At 54.1% G+C, this 17891-nt stretch carries 16 protein-coding genes and 4 tRNA genes; 15 read left to right on the top strand and 5 right to left on the bottom strand.

The window, feature by feature from the left end; genetic code table 11:
* Position 1 precedes the first annotated feature (1 nt).
* From wzxE to JG725_RS14525, 15 genes are all read left to right on the top strand, one after another.
* Positions 2-1252 carry a lipid III flippase WzxE gene (gene wzxE / locus JG725_RS14595; protein ID WP_199378643.1) on the top strand — a complete coding sequence of 417 codons (1251 nt, stop codon included), beginning with the start codon at positions 2-4 and terminating at the stop codon, positions 1250-1252.
* Positions 1249-2334, top strand: coding sequence for a TDP-N-acetylfucosamine:lipid II N-acetylfucosaminyltransferase (locus JG725_RS14590; RefSeq protein WP_199378641.1), 1086 nt, complete (start codon positions 1249-1251; stop codon positions 2332-2334). The genes wzxE and JG725_RS14590 overlap by 4 nt, the downstream gene beginning before the upstream one ends.
* Positions 2331-3716, top strand: coding sequence for an ECA oligosaccharide polymerase (wzyE, locus tag JG725_RS14585; RefSeq protein WP_199378639.1), 1386 nt, complete (start codon positions 2331-2333; stop codon positions 3714-3716). The genes JG725_RS14590 and wzyE overlap by 4 nt, the downstream gene beginning before the upstream one ends.
* 10 nt (positions 3717-3726) lie before the next feature.
* Positions 3727-4467 carry a lipopolysaccharide N-acetylmannosaminouronosyltransferase gene (wecG, locus tag JG725_RS14580; RefSeq protein ID WP_172291395.1) on the top strand — a complete coding sequence of 247 codons (741 nt, stop codon included), beginning with the start codon at positions 3727-3729 and terminating at the stop codon, positions 4465-4467.
* 278 nt (positions 4468-4745) lie between these two features.
* Positions 4746-6137, top strand: a complete 1392-nt coding sequence (locus tag JG725_RS14575; protein ID WP_172291394.1) for an amino acid permease — start codon at positions 4746-4748, stop codon at positions 6135-6137.
* 139 nt (positions 6138-6276) lie between these two features.
* A tRNA-Arg gene (locus JG725_RS14570) sits at positions 6277-6353 on the top strand.
* Between the two features lie 93 nt (positions 6354-6446).
* Positions 6447-6522: transfer RNA gene (locus JG725_RS14565), tRNA-His, on the top strand.
* Positions 6523-6544: 22 nt separating this feature from the next.
* Positions 6545-6631 (top strand) — tRNA-Leu (locus tag JG725_RS14560).
* 46 nt (positions 6632-6677) lie between these two features.
* A tRNA-Pro gene (locus JG725_RS14555) sits at positions 6678-6754 on the top strand.
* A 210-nt stretch (positions 6755-6964) separates the two neighbouring features.
* The gene (gene purB / locus JG725_RS14550; protein ID WP_172291393.1) at positions 6965-8329 is read left to right on the top strand and encodes an adenylosuccinate lyase; all 1365 of its coding nucleotides are present in this window, start codon (positions 6965-6967) and stop codon (positions 8327-8329) included.
* A 13-nt stretch (positions 8330-8342) separates the two neighbouring features.
* On the top strand, positions 8343-8870 hold the full coding sequence (locus tag JG725_RS14545; protein ID WP_172291392.1) for a GNAT family N-acetyltransferase: 528 nt from the start codon (positions 8343-8345) through the stop codon (positions 8868-8870).
* A gap of 11 nt (positions 8871-8881) precedes the next feature.
* Entirely contained in the window at positions 8882-9679 is a 798-nt protein-coding gene (locus JG725_RS14540) for an amino acid ABC transporter substrate-binding protein (RefSeq protein WP_172291391.1), read from the top strand.
* A 78-nt stretch (positions 9680-9757) separates the two neighbouring features.
* Positions 9758-10429 carry an amino acid ABC transporter permease gene (locus JG725_RS14535; protein ID WP_172291390.1) on the top strand — a complete coding sequence of 224 codons (672 nt, stop codon included), beginning with the start codon at positions 9758-9760 and terminating at the stop codon, positions 10427-10429.
* 9 nt (positions 10430-10438) lie between these two features.
* Positions 10439-11200: an amino acid ABC transporter ATP-binding protein gene (locus JG725_RS14530; protein WP_172291389.1), complete on the top strand. Its 762-nt coding sequence runs from the start codon at positions 10439-10441 to the stop codon at positions 11198-11200.
* An 80-nt stretch (positions 11201-11280) separates the two neighbouring features.
* Positions 11281-12438, top strand: coding sequence for a M20 peptidase aminoacylase family protein (locus JG725_RS14525; RefSeq protein WP_172291388.1), 1158 nt, complete (start codon positions 11281-11283; stop codon positions 12436-12438).
* Positions 12439-12576: 138 nt separating this feature from the next.
* Here the strand turns inward: JG725_RS14525 and JG725_RS14520 are convergent, their stop codons facing one another.
* From JG725_RS14520 to JG725_RS14500, 5 genes are all read right to left on the bottom strand, one after another.
* Positions 12577-13332 (bottom strand): amino acid ABC transporter ATP-binding protein, encoded by a 756-nt coding sequence (locus JG725_RS14520; RefSeq protein ID WP_172291387.1) that lies wholly within the window; start codon positions 13330-13332, stop codon positions 12577-12579.
* Positions 13329-14450: an amino acid ABC transporter permease gene (locus tag JG725_RS14515; RefSeq protein ID WP_199378637.1), complete on the bottom strand. Its 1122-nt coding sequence runs from the start codon at positions 14448-14450 to the stop codon at positions 13329-13331. Before JG725_RS14515 ends, JG725_RS14520 begins: the two co-directional genes overlap by 4 nt.
* A gap of 10 nt (positions 14451-14460) precedes the next feature.
* Positions 14461-15597 (bottom strand): ABC transporter permease subunit, encoded by a 1137-nt coding sequence (locus JG725_RS14510; RefSeq protein WP_330529050.1) that lies wholly within the window; start codon positions 15595-15597, stop codon positions 14461-14463.
* Positions 15598-15800: 203 nt separating this feature from the next.
* Positions 15801-16850, bottom strand: a complete 1050-nt coding sequence (locus tag JG725_RS14505) for an amino acid ABC transporter substrate-binding protein (RefSeq protein ID WP_199378635.1) — start codon at positions 16848-16850, stop codon at positions 15801-15803.
* 264 nt (positions 16851-17114) lie between these two features.
* Positions 17115-17870 carry a sulfite exporter TauE/SafE family protein gene (locus JG725_RS14500; protein ID WP_199378633.1) on the bottom strand — a complete coding sequence of 252 codons (756 nt, stop codon included), beginning with the start codon at positions 17868-17870 and terminating at the stop codon, positions 17115-17117.
* Positions 17871-17891: the final 21 nt, after the last annotated feature.

Here is a 17891-nt window from a genome sequence, read left to right as displayed (position 1 = left end):
TATGTCGTTGGCGAAAGCGTCAATCTGGACCGCTGGCTCCACGCTGATAAAAATCGGCGCGGGGCTGGTTGTCATCAAGCTGCTGGCGGTGGCGTTCGGGCCGAGCGGGGTTGGGCAGGCGGGTAATTTCCGCCAGCTTATTACCGTGCTGGGCGTGTTGTCGGGCGCCGGTATTTTCAATGGCGTCACCAAGTACGTTGCGGAATATCAGCAGCGGCCGGAGCGATTAACGCCCTTGCTTGGCACCGCCGTCGCACTGGTGCTGGGGTTTTCCACGCTGCTGGCGGCGGTCTTTCTGTTCGCCGCGACGCCCATCGCCAATGCGCTGTTTGGGCACGATGAGTATCGGGATGTCGTGCGGGCGCTGGCTTTTATCCAGATGGGCATCGCCTACGCCAATCTGTTTCTGGCGATACTGAAAGGCTATCGTGATGCCGTCGGCACTGCGCTGGCGGTTATCAGCGGCAGCCTGATTGGGCTGGCCGCCTATTGGCTGTGCTTCATGCTGGGCGGATACCGAGGCGCGCTGGCCGGCCTGGCGCTGGTGCCTGCGCTGGCGGCGCTGCCTGCCGGGTGGCTTATGTTGCGCAGAACGCCGTTATCGTGGGGCGCGTTAAAGCCCGCCTGGGATCGGGCTATCGCCGGACAGCTCGGCAAGTTCACCCTGATGGCGCTGATGACCGCCGTCACGCTGCCGGTGGCCTATATCATGATGCGTAACCTGTTGGCGGAGCACTATAGCTGGGACGAGGTCGGTATCTGGCAGGGCGTCAGCACGATTTCCGATGCCTATTTGCAATTCATTACCGCCTCGTTCACGGTTTATCTGTTGCCGACGCTCTCGCGCCTGACGGATAAAACCGCACTGGCCCGGGAAATCGTCCAGTCATTAAAGTTTGTCCTCCCGGTGGTGGCGGGCGTCAGCTTTTGCGTCTGGCTGTTGCGCGATTTTGCTATCTGGCTGCTGTTCTCCAGCCAGTTTACCGCAATGAGAGACCTGTTCGCCTGGCAACTGGTGGGCGATGTGATGAAAGTGGGCGCTTACGTATTTGGTTATCTGGTGATCGCCAAAGCCGCGCTGCGCTTTTATCTGCTCACCGAAGTCAGCCAGTTTCTGCTTCTCACCGGGTTTGCGCACTGGCTGATCCCGGTTAATGGCGCATTAGGCGCGGCGCAGGCGTATATGGCGACCTATCTGGTCTATTTTTTGCTTTGTTGTAGCGTATTCATTATTTACCGTAGGCGAGCATGACGACACTGATCCATGTCCTGGGATCTGATATCCCGCACCATAACCAGACGGTTTTGCGTTTCTTTAATGATGTGCTGGCGGCCGAATTGCCGGCGCGGCAGGTCGGGCATTTTATCGTGGCCGCGCGCGATCCGTTGCCGCAGGCTGATTTTCCGGCGCTGCACATTGAAACCTATGCGGATAAAAAGACGCTGGCGCAGGCGGTGATTGCGCGGGCCTGCGCCGATCGCAGTACGCGCTTCTTTCTGCACGGACAGTTTAATCCCATGTTATGGCTGGCATTGCTGAGCGGTAAGATCAAGCCTGCGCAGGTTTACTGGCATATCTGGGGGGCGGATCTGTACGAAGAATCAAGCAGCCTGAAGTATCGTCTGTTTTATCTGTTACGGCGTCTCGCCCAAAATCGGGTCGGGCATGTGTTCGCCACGCGGGGCGATTTGAGTTGGTATCAAGCGCGGCATCCCCGGGTGCCGACGTCGTTGCTTTACTTCCCGACGCGGATGGATCCGGCGTTAACCGACGTTAAAGCGGATAAGCCGCTGGCGGGGCCGTTGACTATTCTGGTCGGCAACTCCGGCGACCGCACCAATCGTCACCAGGAAGCGTTGCGCGCCATCCATAAACGGTTCGGCGCCAATGTGCGGGTGATTGTGCCGATGGGCTATCCGGCCAATAACCGGCATTATATCGAGCAGGTAGAGAAAGAAGGGCTGGCGCTGTTTGGAATTAAAAATTTTCAGTTGCTGAAAGAGCAACTGGCGTTTGATGATTATCTGAATATGTTGCGCAGCTGTGATTTAGGTTATTTTATTTTCGATCGTCAGCAGGGCATCGGCACACTGTGCCTATTGATTCAGTTTGGCGTTCCCTTTGTTATCAGCCGACAGAATCCTTTCTGGCAGGATCTTACCGAACAGCATCTTCCGGTGTTGTTCTATGGCGATAATCTGGATGAGGCGCTGGTGCGTGAGGCCCAGCGCCAGTTGGCATCCGTGGATAAGCATCAGATCGCGTTCTTTAACCCTAATTATCTGCACGGCTGGCGGCAGGCTCTGGCGTTGGCGGCGGGAGAACCAACATGACGCTGGGGCAATTTGGTGGGCTGTTTGTGGTTTACCTTATTTCGGTCATTTTTATCCTGACACTAACCTGGCAGGAGTTCCGTCGTGTTCGTTTTAACTTCAATGTGCTGTTTTCGCTGCTTTATCTACTGACCTTCTATTTCGGTTTTCCGTTTACATGCGTTTTGGCCTTCCGTTTTGGCGTTGAAGTGGTGCCGGTGCCGTATTTGCTACAGGCGCTGCTTTCCGCCACGGCGTTTTACGCCATTTACTATGTCAGCTATAAAACCCGCCTGCGCGGGAAGACCGCCGCGGCCCGTCCGCCGGTTTTCACCATGAGCCGGGTCGAAGCCCATCTGACATGGATATTGCTGGCGCTGATCGCGATAGCGACGGTTGGCATGTTTTTCCTCAACAACGGTTTTCTGCTCTTCAAATTACGCTCTTATAGCCAGATCTTTTCCAGTGAAGTCTCCGGCGTGGCGTTGAAGCGCTTTTTCTATTTCTTTATTCCGGCCATGCTGGTGGTGTATTTCCTACGTCAGACGCAGCGAGCCTGGCTGCTGTTTCTTATCGGGACGGTGGCGTTTGGCATGCTGACCTATGTGATCGTCGGCGGGACGCGGGCGAATGTGATCATCGCTTTCGCGCTGTTTCTGTTTATCGGCATTGTGCGCGGCTGGATAACGCTGTGGATGCTGGCGGCTGCCGGGGTGTTCGGCGTGGTGGGCATGTTCTGGCTGGCGCTTAAGCGATACGGCATGGATGTCAGCGGCGATGAGGCGTTCTATACTTTTCTGTATCTGACCCGCGACACGTTCTCGCCGTGGGAGAATCTGGCGCTGTTGTGGCAGAACTACGATAAAATCGACTTTCAGGGGCTGGCGCCCATCGCGCGCGATTTCTACGTCTTTATTCCTTCCTGGCTGTGGCCTGACCGCCCGAATCTGGTGTTGAACAGCGCCAACTATTTTACCTGGGAAGTGTTGAATAACCATTCCGGGCTGGCAATCTCTCCGACGTTATTAGGTTCGCTGGTGGTGATGGGCGGGGTGCTATTCATTCCGCTGGGGGCGATCGCCGTTGGATTGATTATCAAATGGTTCGACTGGGTGTATGAATTGGGCAAAAACGACGGTAATCGATACAAGGCGGCGGTTTTGCAGGCGTTCTGTTTTGGGGCGGTGTTCAACATCATTGTACTGGCGCGTGAAGGCGTTGATGCGTTTGTTTCCCGGGTGGTGTTTTTCTGCCTGGTGTTTGGTCTGTGCTTGCTGGCCGCCAAATTGATGTATTGGCTGCTGGAAAGCGCCGGATTGATCAGGCAGCGTCTGCTGCGTTCCCGGCCATCGGCGGCGCCGTCAATCGCTCCGCCGGCGCCGCCCACGCGTAGCGTGCTGTAAAGGATTGAAAATGGAAGAAAAAGCAGTTATCCCGCAATATTCGATTCGTGGTCTATCTATCCACGGCTTTCGCCACATGGCGCAGTTTGTCGACTATCTTTTCGCCGGACCGCGGGTCGTCACCGGAACGCTGGTGGCAATTAACGCCGAGAAAGTATTAACGGCGGAAAAAGATGTGGCGCTGCGCACGTTGCTGGATAAGGCCGAATACAAATATGCGGACGGGATCAGTATTGTTCGCTCGATTCGCCGCAAATATCCGCAGGCCGAGGTGAGCCGTATCGCCGGCGCCGACCTGTGGGAAGCGCTGATGCTGCGCGCTGGTCAGGAGGGGACGCCGGTTTTTTTGATCGGCGGTAAGCCGGAGGTGTTGGCGCAAACGGCCGCCAAGCTACGGGCGCAGTGGAACGTCAATATCGTCGGCAGCCAGGATGGCTATTTCGCGCCGGCGGAGCGCGATGCGCTGTTTGAGCGTATTCGCGCCAGCGGCGCGCAGATTGTCACCGTGGCGATGGGATCGCCACGGCAGGAAATTCTGATGCGTGATTGCCGCAGTCACCACCCTGATGCTTTATATATGGGCGTGGGGGGAACCTATGATGTCTTTACCGGACACGTCAAGCGCGCGCCGCTGGCCTGGCAAAATCTGGGGCTGGAATGGCTCTATCGTTTGCTGTCGCAGCCGAGTCGTATTTTCCGCCAGCTAAAATTATTGAAGTATGTTGCTTATCATTACAGCGGACGTCTGTAGTTTTCTTCACGGGAGCGCCTGTCGCGCGCTCTTGTTTCCTTTCCAAGCCAATCAGATTCGCGGGTTATTTCATTACCCATTCGCAAATTGTTAATCAATGCTGAACCTTATTCCCCGCTTGTCAGAGCGAACGGTGTGCATTCCAATGCGCATTGCGGTATCTTCACGACCGCTAATTTACTAAAAGGCCTACTACGAGTAGGGATGCTGTGGGTGGTTGATAACAACAATAACCGGTTGCCGCCCGGATAAACACAACAGATGAAGACAGAGGATTTATGGCAGAAGATGTAAAACAGGAGAAGCTCCACCGGGGTTTAGAAGCCCGGCATATCGAGCTGATTGCGCTCGGCGGCACCATTGGCGTCGGGTTGTTTATGGGCGCGGCCAGCGCGTTGAAGTGGGCCGGCCCGTCGGTCCTGCTGGCCTACATTACCGCGGGAATATTCGTTTTCTTTATTATGCGCTCAATGGGAGAAATGCTGTTTCTGGAGCCTGTCGCCGGTTCTTTTGCCGTGTATGCCCATAAATACATGAATCCCTTTTTTGGCTACCTCACCGCGTGGGGGTATTGGTTTATGTGGATGGCGGTCGGGATTTCAGAAATTACGGCGATCGGCGTCTATGTCCAGTTCTGGTTTCCCGACTTGCCGCAATGGATCCCGGCCATTGCGGCGGTGGCGCTCGTCGCGGGAGCAAATCTGGCGGCGGTGCGGCTGTACGGTGAAATCGAGTTCTGGTTCGCAATGATAAAAATCACCACCATTATTGTGATGATCGTGGTCGGGCTGGGGGTGATTTTCTTTGGCTTCGGCAACCACGGTCAAGCCACCGGTTTTACCAATCTGACCGCGCACGGCGGCTTTTTCGCCGGGGGCTGGAAAGGATTGCTGTTCGCGCTCTGTCTGGTGGTGGCGTCTTATCAGGGCGTTGAGTTGGTCGGGATCACCGCGGGAGAAGCGAAAAACCCGCAGGTAACGCTGAAGCGCGCCATCAATAATATTTTGTGGCGTATTCTGATTTTTTACGTGGGGGCGATATTCGTTATCGTGACGATTTTTCCGTGGAATGAAATCGGCACCTCCGGCAGCCCGTTTGTGCTGACCTTCGCGAAAATCGGCATTACCGCCGCCGCGGGGATTATTAACTTTGTTGTGCTGACGGCGGCGCTATCCGGCTGCAACAGCGGAATGTACAGCTGCGGGCGTATGCTCTATTCACTGGCGAACAACCGCCAGCTTCCCGCCTGGCTGGGAAAAGTGACCGCCGGCGGCGTTCCGGCGGCAGGCGTCACGATTTCGATTCTCTGCCTGATGGCGGGTTCGCTGCTGAACTACATTATCCCCAATCCGGAGCAGGTATTTGTGTATGTCTACAGCGCCAGCGTATTGCCCGGTATGATCCCGTGGTTTGTGGTGCTGATAAGCCAACTGCGTTTCCGTGAACATCATCGCGCCGCTCTGGCCGCGCATCCGTTCAAATCGGTGCTGTTCCCGTGGGTGAATTATCTGACAATGGCGTTTTTACTGTGTGTTTTGGTGGGCATGTACATCAATGTCGATACGCGGATGTCGCTTATCGTCGGTATGGTGTTTTTAGCTTTTGTCAGTCTTTGCTATTTTGTGCTGGGATTGGGTAAAAAACAGCCGATGATAAGGGCTAAATCGTAGCTCTTAAGGGAGGGGAGAGCGGATTTGTACGTTATTTAACGTGAAATGAGCAAAGCATAAGCAAACGCGCCATTTCAATAAAAAAGCACTAGACAGGCACCCGTTAAATCCGTAGTATCCCCTCCCGCAACGGCGCTATGCGCCCGTAGCTCAGCTGGATAGAGCGCTGCCCTCCGGAGGCAGAGGTCTCAGGTTCGAATCCTGTCGGGCGCACCACTAAGTTGTGTGCAAGAGCTGCGGTGGTACATTTACTACCCCGTAAAGGAAGTACCGCGTCAAATAGTAGAAAGCAGTAAAGCGTGGTGTATGGTGGCTATAGCTCAGTTGGTAGAGCCCTGGATTGTGATTCCAGTTGTCGTGGGTTCGAGTCCCATTAGCCACCCCAGATTTAGACGTTTGTGAGTTATGCGAAGGTGGCGGAATTGGTAGACGCGCTAGCTTCAGGTGTTAGTGTCTTAACGGACGTGAGGGTTCAAGTCCCTCTCTTCGCACCACACAGACGAAAGCATTGACGATGCTTAAGTAATACGGCAGTAGATTCGGCGAGTAGCGCAGCTTGGTAGCGCAACTGGTTTGGGACCAGTGGGTCGGAGGTTCGAATCCTCTCTCGCCGACCATTTTTCAAAGAAAAGCACATCGAAAGGTGTGCTTTTTTTTCGCCTGTGCTTTAAGCCGAGTCGGCTTGTCGGCATAATCTCTCCGATCAAACTTTCTGATCTATAATAGATCCCGAAGATATAAGTCGCCTAATTACCGCATGTTATATTTTCGCAGACTAAAATAACGATATAAATCCCGCCTGTAAATCCAACACTAACGAGTAAATTATGGCATCACATCTTATTGATTTTCTTCTTATAGGGAATAATTTTGGCACGCCCGAAATGCGCGGCGTGTGGTCGGAACATAACCGCCTGACCAAGCAAGTTGAAGTAGAAGTGGCGCTGGCGCTGGCCGAAGGAGAGCTTGGCGTCATCCCGCAGGACGCGGCAAAAACGATTGCTGAAAAAGCCGACGCCGGCGCGCTGGATGTGGAAGAGATCGCCAAGGATGCGGCCCGGATGAAGCATTCCCTGATGCCGACGATAGCCGCGATTCAGAGGCAGTGCGGCGCCGCCGGCGAGTTTATCCACTATGGCGTGACCACGCAGGATATCGTCGATACGGCCACGGTATTACAATTAAAACAGTCATTTGACATCGTGATCAGGGACACCCAACTGTTGGCGGTTGAGCTGAAACGCTTGTCGAAAAAATATCAATATACGCTGATGACGGGCCGTACCCACGGCATGCAGGCGTTACCCACCACTTTCGGCTTCAAGCTGGCGGTCTGGCTGGATGAGTTTGTCCGCCATCTTGAGCGCCTGAGCGAAATCAAACAGCGCGTTCTGGTTGGCAATATCAACGGCGCCATCGGCACCTATGCTTCCTTTGGCGAACAAGGGCCGGCAATCGAGCGTTTGACGCTGGATAAGCTGGGCCTGAACACGCCGAATATCGGCTGGCAGTCCGCCCGCGATCGTTTTTCCGAATATGCCTCGGTGGTGGTGCTGATCAGTGGTACGTTAGGCAAGATCGGCAACGAATTGTACAACCTGATGCGCACTGAAATTAACGAAATCGAGGAGCCGTTCTCGGAAGGTAAAATCGGTTCGACGACGATGCCGCACAAACGTAATCCGGCGGCGCTTGAGGGGTTGGCAAGCCTGACCTCGCCGGTGTTCAAAAGCGCGGCGCTGATCCATGAATCCATGAAGGTGGAACATGAGCGTGATGCGATGAGCTGGCGCGCGGAATGGATCGCTTTACCGGAAATAAACATCTATCTGTCCGCCCAGCTCCAGAATGCGTTGGGGATTTTACGCGGCATGTCGGTGAATGAAAAACAGATGCGGGCTAATCTGGAGTTGCAAAACGGTTTGTTATTGTCCGAAAAAGTGATGTTTGAGATTGGCAAACGTCTGGGCAAACAGACTGCGCATCATCTGGTTTATGAGTGCTCGATGCAGGCATTCGAAAACAACCAGTCGTTTAAATCCGTGTTGCTGGAACACCCCGTGCTGTCTGCTCAGTTAACATCGGACGAACTGGATGGGTGGTTGAATCCGGCCAATTATCTGGGCAGCGCGCCACAGAAAGTGGATGACGTGATCCGCTATGCGGATAACTCGGGTCTGTTGCCAGCGTAAATAAGGTGGAATCATGAGTACGGTATTTCGCCAGGTTACGCTGGAGGATGACGAGGCGTTTCTGGCTTTGGCGTTGGCGGCTTTTGAGCCGATACGTCAGTTGGGGATCAATTTCTCCGCGGCACACGCCGACATTGAGATGGTGCGTAACCACATTGCTTCCCATGGCGTGTATGTGATGGAAAAGGAAGGGAAAATGGTCTCGTCCTTCACCATCCGTTACCCCTGGGGGCCAGAGCCTGGCCCGTATGGTTTGCCGCACCTGGGGTGGTTCGCCACGCATCCTGAGCATAAAAAACAGGGCCTGGGTAAGCAAATGATGGCCTGGCTTGAGCAGACTATTCTCATCGACCAGCTCAAGGCGCCGGCGGTGTCGTTAGGGACGGCACAGAACCATCCCTGGCTGATTGAGATGTATAAACATTATGGTTTTAGAGAAGTCGGGCAAACCGATTTGGGCAAAGGACACCTGACGATTTGGATGGAAAAAATCCTTGATGCCCAATTATATAACCAGTGGAAAAAGAGAAACTCAAAATGAGAGGCACGAAAATGATAATGAAAAAATTAACCCTGTCCGCTTTAGCGTTGACGACTGCCTTTCTTGTGGCCGGCTGCGATTCTCAGGATAACGCCGCGCAGGGGCAGAAAGTGTTGAAAGTGGGTTCCACCGGCCAGAGCTATCCGAGCGGCTTCAAGCAGGATAATAAGCTGGTCGGTTTCGATGTTGAGGTTACGGAAACTATCGCCAAGGATCTGAACTACAAGGTCGAGTGGGTAACCGCCGATTTTAGCGGCCTGATGGGGCAGTTGGAAGCCGGCAAGCTGGATACGGTCGCCAACGTGGTGGCTATTACGCCCGTCCGTCAGGAAAAGTACAACTTCGCCCAGCCGTACAGCTATTACGGCAGCCAGATCGTGACCCACAAAGATAATGCCGACATCAATACGCTGGACGATCTGAAAGGCAAAACGGTGGCGGGTGTGCTGGGGTCGAATCACATCAACAATCTGAAGCAGGCGTTTGCTGACGGCAGCGTGAATATCCGTACTTATGAAACGCGTGACGGGGCGATGAACGATGCGCTTTCCAAACGTGTTGAAGGTTACGTGAACTCGCGTCCGATCCTGCTGGCCGAAATCAACAAACGCAACCTGGCGTTTAAGCTGGTGGGCGATCCGTTGGTTATCGAGGAAGTCAGCTTTCCGTTCCACAAGAATGAGCAGGGCGATGCATTGCGTAAACAGTTTGACGAAGAGTTGAGCAAAATGCGCGACGACGGGCGTCTGAAAGAACTGTCGATCAAATATTTTGGCGAGGATATCACGACGCCGCCGGCTGTTCATTAATACGTGACCGCTTCCTGACAATCTTAATGCCATCGGCGCGGTGTGCCGCGCCCGATGGCGGTATCAATGGTATTAATCATGAATATCGATCTTGCCTACCTGTTGAAAGTCTTTCCCCAGGTATTGCTCTATTTGCCCATGACGCTGTTGCTGGCGATCGTTTCTATGTTTTTCGCCATGATTATCGGCCTGGTGCTGGCGTTGGTCAGGGAAAGCAAGATCACGCCTGTCGTTAAACTGGTCGAGCTGTATATCTCGCTGTTCCGCGGCATCCCTTCGCTGGTGCAACTGTTTATCATCTATTTCGGGTTGCCGCAGCTTTTCCCCGCCTTATCCGATCTCAGCGCCATGTCGGCGGCGATTATTGGTTTCAGTCTGAAAACTTCGGCTTACATGGCGGAAATATTCCGCGCGGCGCTGGCGTCGGTTGATTTCGGGCAAACGGAAGCCGGTTTATCGATTGGCATGAACAAGGCGCAGATTTATCGTCGGATTGTGCTGCCTCAGGCCATGCTGAATGCGTTGCCGGCAACGGGCAACACGTTCATCTCGCTGATTAAAGATACCTCGGTCGCGTTTGCGCTGGGTGTGTCCGAACTGTTTGCGGAAGGCAAGATGATTGCCGCAGAATCGTTACGTTTCTTTGAGACCTTCCTGGTTGTTGGTCTGATTTACTGGCTGGTGATCATTGTTTATGCCTGGTTGCAGAAGCAACTGGAAAAGAAACTGAATCACTCGTTGCAGCGATAAGGGGCTGAAATGATCAGTGTAAAGAATCTCACCAAAAGCTTTGGTAATCAGGTGGTATTGAATGATATCAGTCTGGATATCGCCAAAGGCGAAGTCGTCGCGATTATCGGGCCGTCTGGCTCAGGAAAATCGACCTTGCTGCGTTGTCTGAACCTGTTGGAAACGCCGGAGGCCGGGACGATTGAGATCGGCGAGCAGTTGCTGGACACGCGCCATTATTCGAGTAAAGAAGCGTATGCGCTGCGTCGGCAGACCGCCATGGTGTTTCAGAACTACAACCTGTTCAAGAATAAGACGGCGTTGGAAAATATCACCGAAGCGCTGATTGTGGTGAAGAAAATGCCGAAAAAACAGGCCAATGAGATTGGACTTGCGCTATTGGAGCAGGTTGGCCTGTTGCCTCAAGCGGCGCAATATCCGGTAACGCTATCGGGCGGGCAGCAGCAGCGCGTGAGCATTGCCCGGGCGCTGGCGGTGGATCCGAAAGCCATTCTGTTCGATGAGCCGACGTCGGCGCTGGATCCGGAACGCGTGCATGAAGTGCTACAGGTGATCCAGAAGCTGGCGAAGAACCACACCACCATGGTGATCGTCACGCATGAGATGCAATTCGCTCAGGAAGTGGCGGATCGGGTGATCTTCATGGCGGACGGCCACATTGTTGAAGAAGGGCCGGCGGAAAAAGTGATCAGTTTTTCCGACAACCCGCAAACGCAGCGCTTCTTGCGGCAGCTTACCAAGATACCCGAGCCGGTTGAATACGATATTTGACCGGGAAAATAAAAAATACCTGCACGCCCGTTAAATGGGCAGCTCTGTTCATCAGGGCGGATAATGTGGAGTCAGCATTAATGAAAATAGCACCTCAGCATGCGCCTCTGGCGCAGTTTATCCAGGCATTCCGGCACGATCTGCACCGGCATCCTGAGTTATCGAATCAGGAATTTGAAACCACCAGGAAAATCAGGGAAGTATTGGAAAAGGAAGGGATCCGCGTACTCGATTTGCCGCTGAAAACCGGTCTGGTGGCCGAAGTCGGCGGGCAACAGGACGGGCCGCTGGTGGTGGTGCGATCGGATATCGATGCCCTGCCGATTGAAGAAGAGTCCGGGGTTGAATTCACCTCAAGCAGTAAAGGCGTCATGCATGCCTGTGGGCACGATTTCCATTCCTCCGCCGCTCTGGGCGCGGCTATTTTGCTGAAGAAGATTGAACCGGAACTAAAAGGTACGGTGCGTATTCTGTTTCAGGCGGCGGAAGAGACCGGGCTGGGCGCGCCGGAAGTCATCGCCACCGGGGCGCTGGACAACGCGGCGGCGATCTTTGGCATTCATAACGATCCGACGCTGCCGGTTGGCGTGATCGGCGGCAAAGAGGGCGCGCTGACGGCGGGGGTCGATCGCTTTGAAATCAAAATCGCGGCAAAAGGCTGCCATGCGGCGAAACCGCATGAAGGAAATGATCCGATTATTATTCTCGGCCAGCTGATTTCTGCGGTTCAAACCATTATCAGCCGTACCGTGCCGTCTGATAACAACGCCGTGGTGTCGATTACTCAGGTGCATAGCGGCAGTACCTGGAACGTGATCCCCGATACCGCCTATGTAGAAGGAACGGTAAGAACCTTCAGTCAGGAGGTGCGCGAGCTGATTGAACAGCGTTTCCGCCAAATCGTCGCCGGTATCGCCGGCACCTTTGGCGCTGAAATCGAGTTTCTCTGGCACGCCGGGCCGCCCTCGGTGGTGAATACGGCAGAGTGGGTCGACTTTGCGCTGAACGTGGCGGCGGAAGAAGGATTTGAAGCGCGGCGCATTGAAGCCAGCCCTATCGGCGAAGATTTCGCCTTTTATCAGCAGAAGCTGCCGGGCACTTTTATGATGGTGGGTTCTGGCGGCCCTTATGCGCTGCATCATCCCAAATTCCGGGTGGACGATCGGGCGCTGTTCCCAACTGCGCACTACCTGTACCAGATAGCGAAGCAAAGTCTGGAACAGCTGGCGTCCCGTTGAGTTGACAAGCAATGCCGGTATTCGGCCGGCATTGATTGCTATTCTGTCGTGAGACAGAGACATCTTTTTTATTGATATACAATAAATTAATCCCTCTATCCTGATTTTGTCTCCGACAGGCGACAGCCCGTAGCGCCGTTAATGGCTGAGTATCTGGTCCAGGAACTGGCGCGTACGCGGGTGCGACGGGGCGTTGAAAAAGGTTTGTGGCGGCGCGGATTCGATCACGCCGCCATCAGCCATCAGGATCACCTTGTCCGCCACCGTTTTGGCAAAGCCCATTTCATGAGTGACCACGATCATGGTCATGCCGCTTTCAGCCAGATCGAGCATCACGTCCAGCACTTCTTTAATCATCTCCGGATCCAGCGCCGATGTCGGTTCGTCGAACAGCATAATTTCCGGCTGCATACATAGCGCGCGTGCAATCGCTACGCGCTGCTGTTGCCCACCGGATAGCTGAAGCGGAAATTTGTGCGCCTGGTTGGCAATATGCACTTTTTCCAGATAACGCATCGCCAGTTCGATCGCCTGTTGCTTTTTCATCTGCCTGACCAGCGTCGGGCCGATAATCAGGTTATCCAGTACGCTCAGGTGCGGAAACAGGTTGAACTGCTGGAACAGCATGCCGATGCTCAGGCGGATGCGGTTGATATTCCTGATGTTGTCGTTCATTTCGATGCCGTTGACCAGGATCTGTCCCTGATGATGTTCTTCCAGCCGGTTAATGCAGCGGATCAGCGTGGATTTGCCCGAACCGGAGGGGCCGCAGATCACCACGCGTTCCCCTTTCGCCACGTTCAGCGTGACGTTGTTCAGCGCCTGAAACTCGCCGTACCATTTGCTGACGGATTTGATTTCAATCACCGGCTCAGTGGAAAGTGAACTACTCATGACAAAGCTCCGTGGTTAAATGTTTCAGGGTTACGGCTGGCATCGATGCGTTTTTCCACCCACAGCGCATAGCGCGAAAGCAAAAAGCCAAACAGCAGATAGATGGCCGAAATAAAAAGATAGGTCTCAAGGTAATAGCGGCGCCAGAGTGGATCCTGCATAACCGAACTGGTGGCGGTGAGAATATCGAACAGCCCGATAATGATGACGAACGAGGTGTTCTTCATCGCGGCGATAATGTGATTGGTCATGGCAGGCAAACAAATACGCAGCGCCTGCGGCAGAATAATTTTGGTGGTGGTGTGCCAGTACCCCAGATTGAGCGCGGCGGCGGCTTCATACTGCCCGCGCGGCACGGATTGCAAACCCCCGCGGATCACTTCCGCCTGATAGCAGGCAAAAAACAACGCGATGCCGACGATAATGCGCAGCAATTTGTTCACTTCCATCCCGGCAGGCAGAAACAGCGGAAAGACATTAACGGCGACAAACAGGATAGTAATCAACGGTACGCCGCGCAGGCTCTCGATAAAGATCACCGACAGGCCGCGCAGGAAAGGCAGCGGCGAGCGGCGGCCAAGCGCCAGCAGCACCGAAAACGGCATGCCGATGACGACGGTGCCGCTAAACAGCAGGATGGTGAGCGGCAGCCCGCCCCATTCGGATGAGGGAACGCGGGGCAGCCCCAATACACCGCCGCTCATCAGAACCGCCATGATAGCGACTGACACGCCCCATAACGGCAGCAAAATGCGCGAATGCCAGAAGCGCGGCATCAGCGACAGACCGAGGGTGAAAAACCAGATCAGCATGGCAATGACCAGTCTCCAGTGCTGGTCGTAAGGATAGAGACCAAACAAGATCGGCCGATGTTTTTCACTAATCACCGCCCAGCAGGCGCCGGCAGCAACCCGGCACTCTTCTGGATCGGTGGTGCGCCAGACGGCGTCAATGATGCCCCAGCGCAGCAGTTTGTCGCCGATGGTCAGTAACAACGCGGCCAACAGCAGCGTCAGGATAGTCTGCGGTAGACTGCTGAACAGATTACGTTTCATCCAGCGCCAGACGGTGAACCACCGGGGTGCCGCCGCGGGGAGTGAAAAAGCAGGGAACGACATGATGCTCTCCTCAGCGTTCTTTGATGGCAACGGTGCGGTTAAAAATATTCATCAACAGCGACGTCACGCTGCTGATCGTCAGGTAGACCACCATCATAATCGCGATCACTTCCAGCGCCTGGCCGGTTTGGTTCATCAGGGTATTGCCGATATTGGCCAACTCGGGATAGCCGACGACGACGGCAATAGAGCTGTTTTTGGACAGGCTGACAAATTGACTGGTCAGCGGCGGGACGATGACCCGCATGGCCTGCGGGATAATGATGTTGCGCATTATCTGCCAGGGGGATAGAGACAGCGAACGCGCGGCTTCCAGTTGCCCTTTCGGAATCGACTGAATGCCCGCCCGGACAATTTCAGCGATAAACGCGGAAGCGTAGAGGGAAATCCCCAGCAGCAGCGCGGTAAACTCCGGGCTGATGGTGAAGCCGCCGCGAAAGTTAAACCCGCTCAACACCGGGCGATTGAGCTGATGCGGGCTGCCGGATAGCCACCATGCCAGCAGCGGCAGGCCGATAATCAGCGCCAGCGCAATCCGTCCGACCGGCAGGATGCGGCCATGATGTTCACGCAGGCGGCGCCCCACTCGTTTCAATACGGCGCTGATAATCAATGCCGTGAACAAGGCGATAGCGCACCACAGCCAGCCGGAATGGGCCGCGGGCAGGGCGAAGGCGAGGCCGCGATTGGTGAGAAAGCCCAGACTACCGAGTTCAATGGCGGCGCGCGGGCTGGGTAGATTACGGATCACCACCGACCAGAAAATCACCTGTAAGATCACCGGCACATTGCGCAGCAACTCAACGTAACACCCGGCAATGCGGGCCAACAGCCAGTTTTTTGATACCCGGGCAATCCCGACGGAAAAGCCCAGTACGGTGGCCAGTACGATCCCCCATAGCGAGACATACAGCGTATTCAGCAGTCCGACCGCCAGCGCGCGGGTATAGCTGTCGCGCGCCGTGTAACTGATGAGTTTTTCGCCAATCTCAAATTGCGCGGTATGGTGCAGAAAGCCAAAGCCGGTCGCAATATTCTGCGATCGTAAATTACCCACCACGTTGCTATACAGCCAGTAGCTGAATAAAATAATCAGTACGCCAAGCAGGATTTGATAAAACCATGCGCGGAATGATTTATTACTCACGATGATAGCGATATTTTTATAGACAAAAAACTTTTCCGAAAATAACGGAAAAGCGGATGGTTTAATGCTCTTTTTTGGCTGCTTCATCATCGGTGTTTCTTTTATTTCGGTCAAAAAAACCATCCTCTATTACCTGACTTTCCCTGCTTAATATCGCGGCGTAAACGAAGGCCGGGCCTTCGTTTACGCCGCGACGAACGGGATTAACGGTTGGGTAAACCGTACAGCAAGCCACCCTTGTTCCACAGATTGTTCAGATCGCGATCCAGCGGCGCCGGTGTGTCCGGGCCGAAGTAGCGGTTATAGATATCACCGTAGTTACCGACCTGTTTGACGATGTTATAGGCCCACTTATTGTCCAGCCCCAGTTTTTGACCGTAGTCGCCGGTCAGGCCCAGTAACGCCTGCACGTCGGGATCGATGGACTGCAATTTACTGTCCACATTCTGCTGAGTGATATCCATTTCCTCGGCGTTAAACGTGGTGTAAACCACCCATTTAACAATGTCGTACCACTGATCGTCGCCCTGACGTACGGCCATCGCCAACGGTTCTTTGGAGTAAATGCCCGGTAAAATCACATGATCGGCGGCATTTTCCGCATCAAAAGCACGCACGCCCGGCAGCGCGACTTTATCGCGGGCCAGCACATCACAACGGCCGGACAGATAGGCGGCGACATACTCTTTGTTGTTTTCGATCACCACCGGCGTATAGCGCAGGTTACGTGAGGCAAAAATTTGGGCTACGTTATGTTCAGTGCTGCTGCCCGGTGTGATACATATCGTTGCGCCATCCAGATCCTCGATTTTCTTCACGCCGGCATCCGCACGAACCATGAAACCGGTGCCGGTATAGAAGGTTGGCGGGGCGAAGTTAAGTCCCAGTGAAGAGTCGCGGGATAACGAAGCGGTGATGTTGCGGGATAACACATCCACTTCGCCGGATTGAATGGCCGGAAAGCGTTGTGCGGTAGACAAGGCGGAAAAGCGAACTTTACCGGCATCGCCGAAAATGGCCGCCGCCAGCGCGCGGCAATAGTCGATATCCAGACCGGTCCACTGTCCTTTGCTGTCGATAGAGGAAAAACCATGTCGGGCGGGATGCACGCCGCACACCAGCTCCCCTCGGGCCTTGATTTTTTTTAACGTTTCACCATGACCCGTCGCGGCGGTTTGCGCGTGGGCCGGTAGCAGTGAATTCCCCAGTGTTAGCAGCATTACTGCCGTAAAAACGAGTATTTTATTCAACATAAGAACCCTTGAGATAAGCAATAATATTGTTAAGTTGTTGTAAATTATATAAAAGTTATCAACTGCATTCTTTTGTATACCAATGTTCTCAAGCTGGAATCTAAATGGCAAATAGCAAATTTCAATATATAAAGAAGAATATTGGATAAAGGAAAAAGCCCTTGCGGAGGCATGTGTTTTTAACTGACTTCAATGAAGATAACTCGAGAAAAAATAGATTTTTTATTTATATCCCATCTATTTTTTGGTTATTTCCTTCCCGAATTACAGCCATCCTTTTATACCCTGCCAGATAAGCTGGGTGCTGAGGATAAACATGGTCAGACGAAACGCGGTGCGAAACAGTCTTTCGGGCAGGTTATCCAGCAGTCGGGTGCCGAGCCAGGTGCCCAGCACGCCGCTGGCAATCATGGCGATCAGCATTGGCATCCAACTGGCGTAGGCAAAACCCAACAGGCCGAAAGCCAGGATTTTCAGACCATGTTGCAGCACCATACAGGTGGCGTGGGTGGCGATCAGCGGTTGTTTGGTCAGCCCTTGCGAGCCGATCAGTCCGGCGACCAACGGTCCGGTTGCGCCGACAATCATGGTCCCGAGGCTGGTTATCGCCCCGCCAAGAATAAAATACAGCCGGTTCACCTTTTTGGGCGGCGTGCGCTGACGAAACACCGACCACAGGATAAACAGCGCCAGGGCGATTTTGGCGATGCTGTCCGGTATCCATACCGCGACCGGCGCGCCAAGCGTGATGCCCGCGACGCTGCCGATAAAAAACCATAGCACCAGCGGCCATACCACATGCCTACGCTGAATCAGGGTACGGCTCATGTTTGAGCCAAGCTGGACGATGCCGTGTACCGGCAACAGGCTGCTGACGGGCATACCTAATCCCATTATCGCCAGCAGCGTTACGCCGCCTCCCAGTCCCAGCGCGGCGGTAAGGGCCGAAGTGAGAAAACTGCAAAACACCAGAATGCCGGCAAACAGCGGCGATATCTCTGGCGGAATCAGTTCAAGCATAATAACGATCCCGTGGTAACG

The organism is Brenneria sp. L3-3C-1 (assembly GCF_016456245.1).
Classification (GTDB): Bacteria; Pseudomonadota; Gammaproteobacteria; order Enterobacterales; family Enterobacteriaceae; genus Brenneria.
The sequence above is the reverse complement of the archived record's forward strand: the minus strand, read 5'-3'. Positions and strand labels throughout refer to the sequence as shown.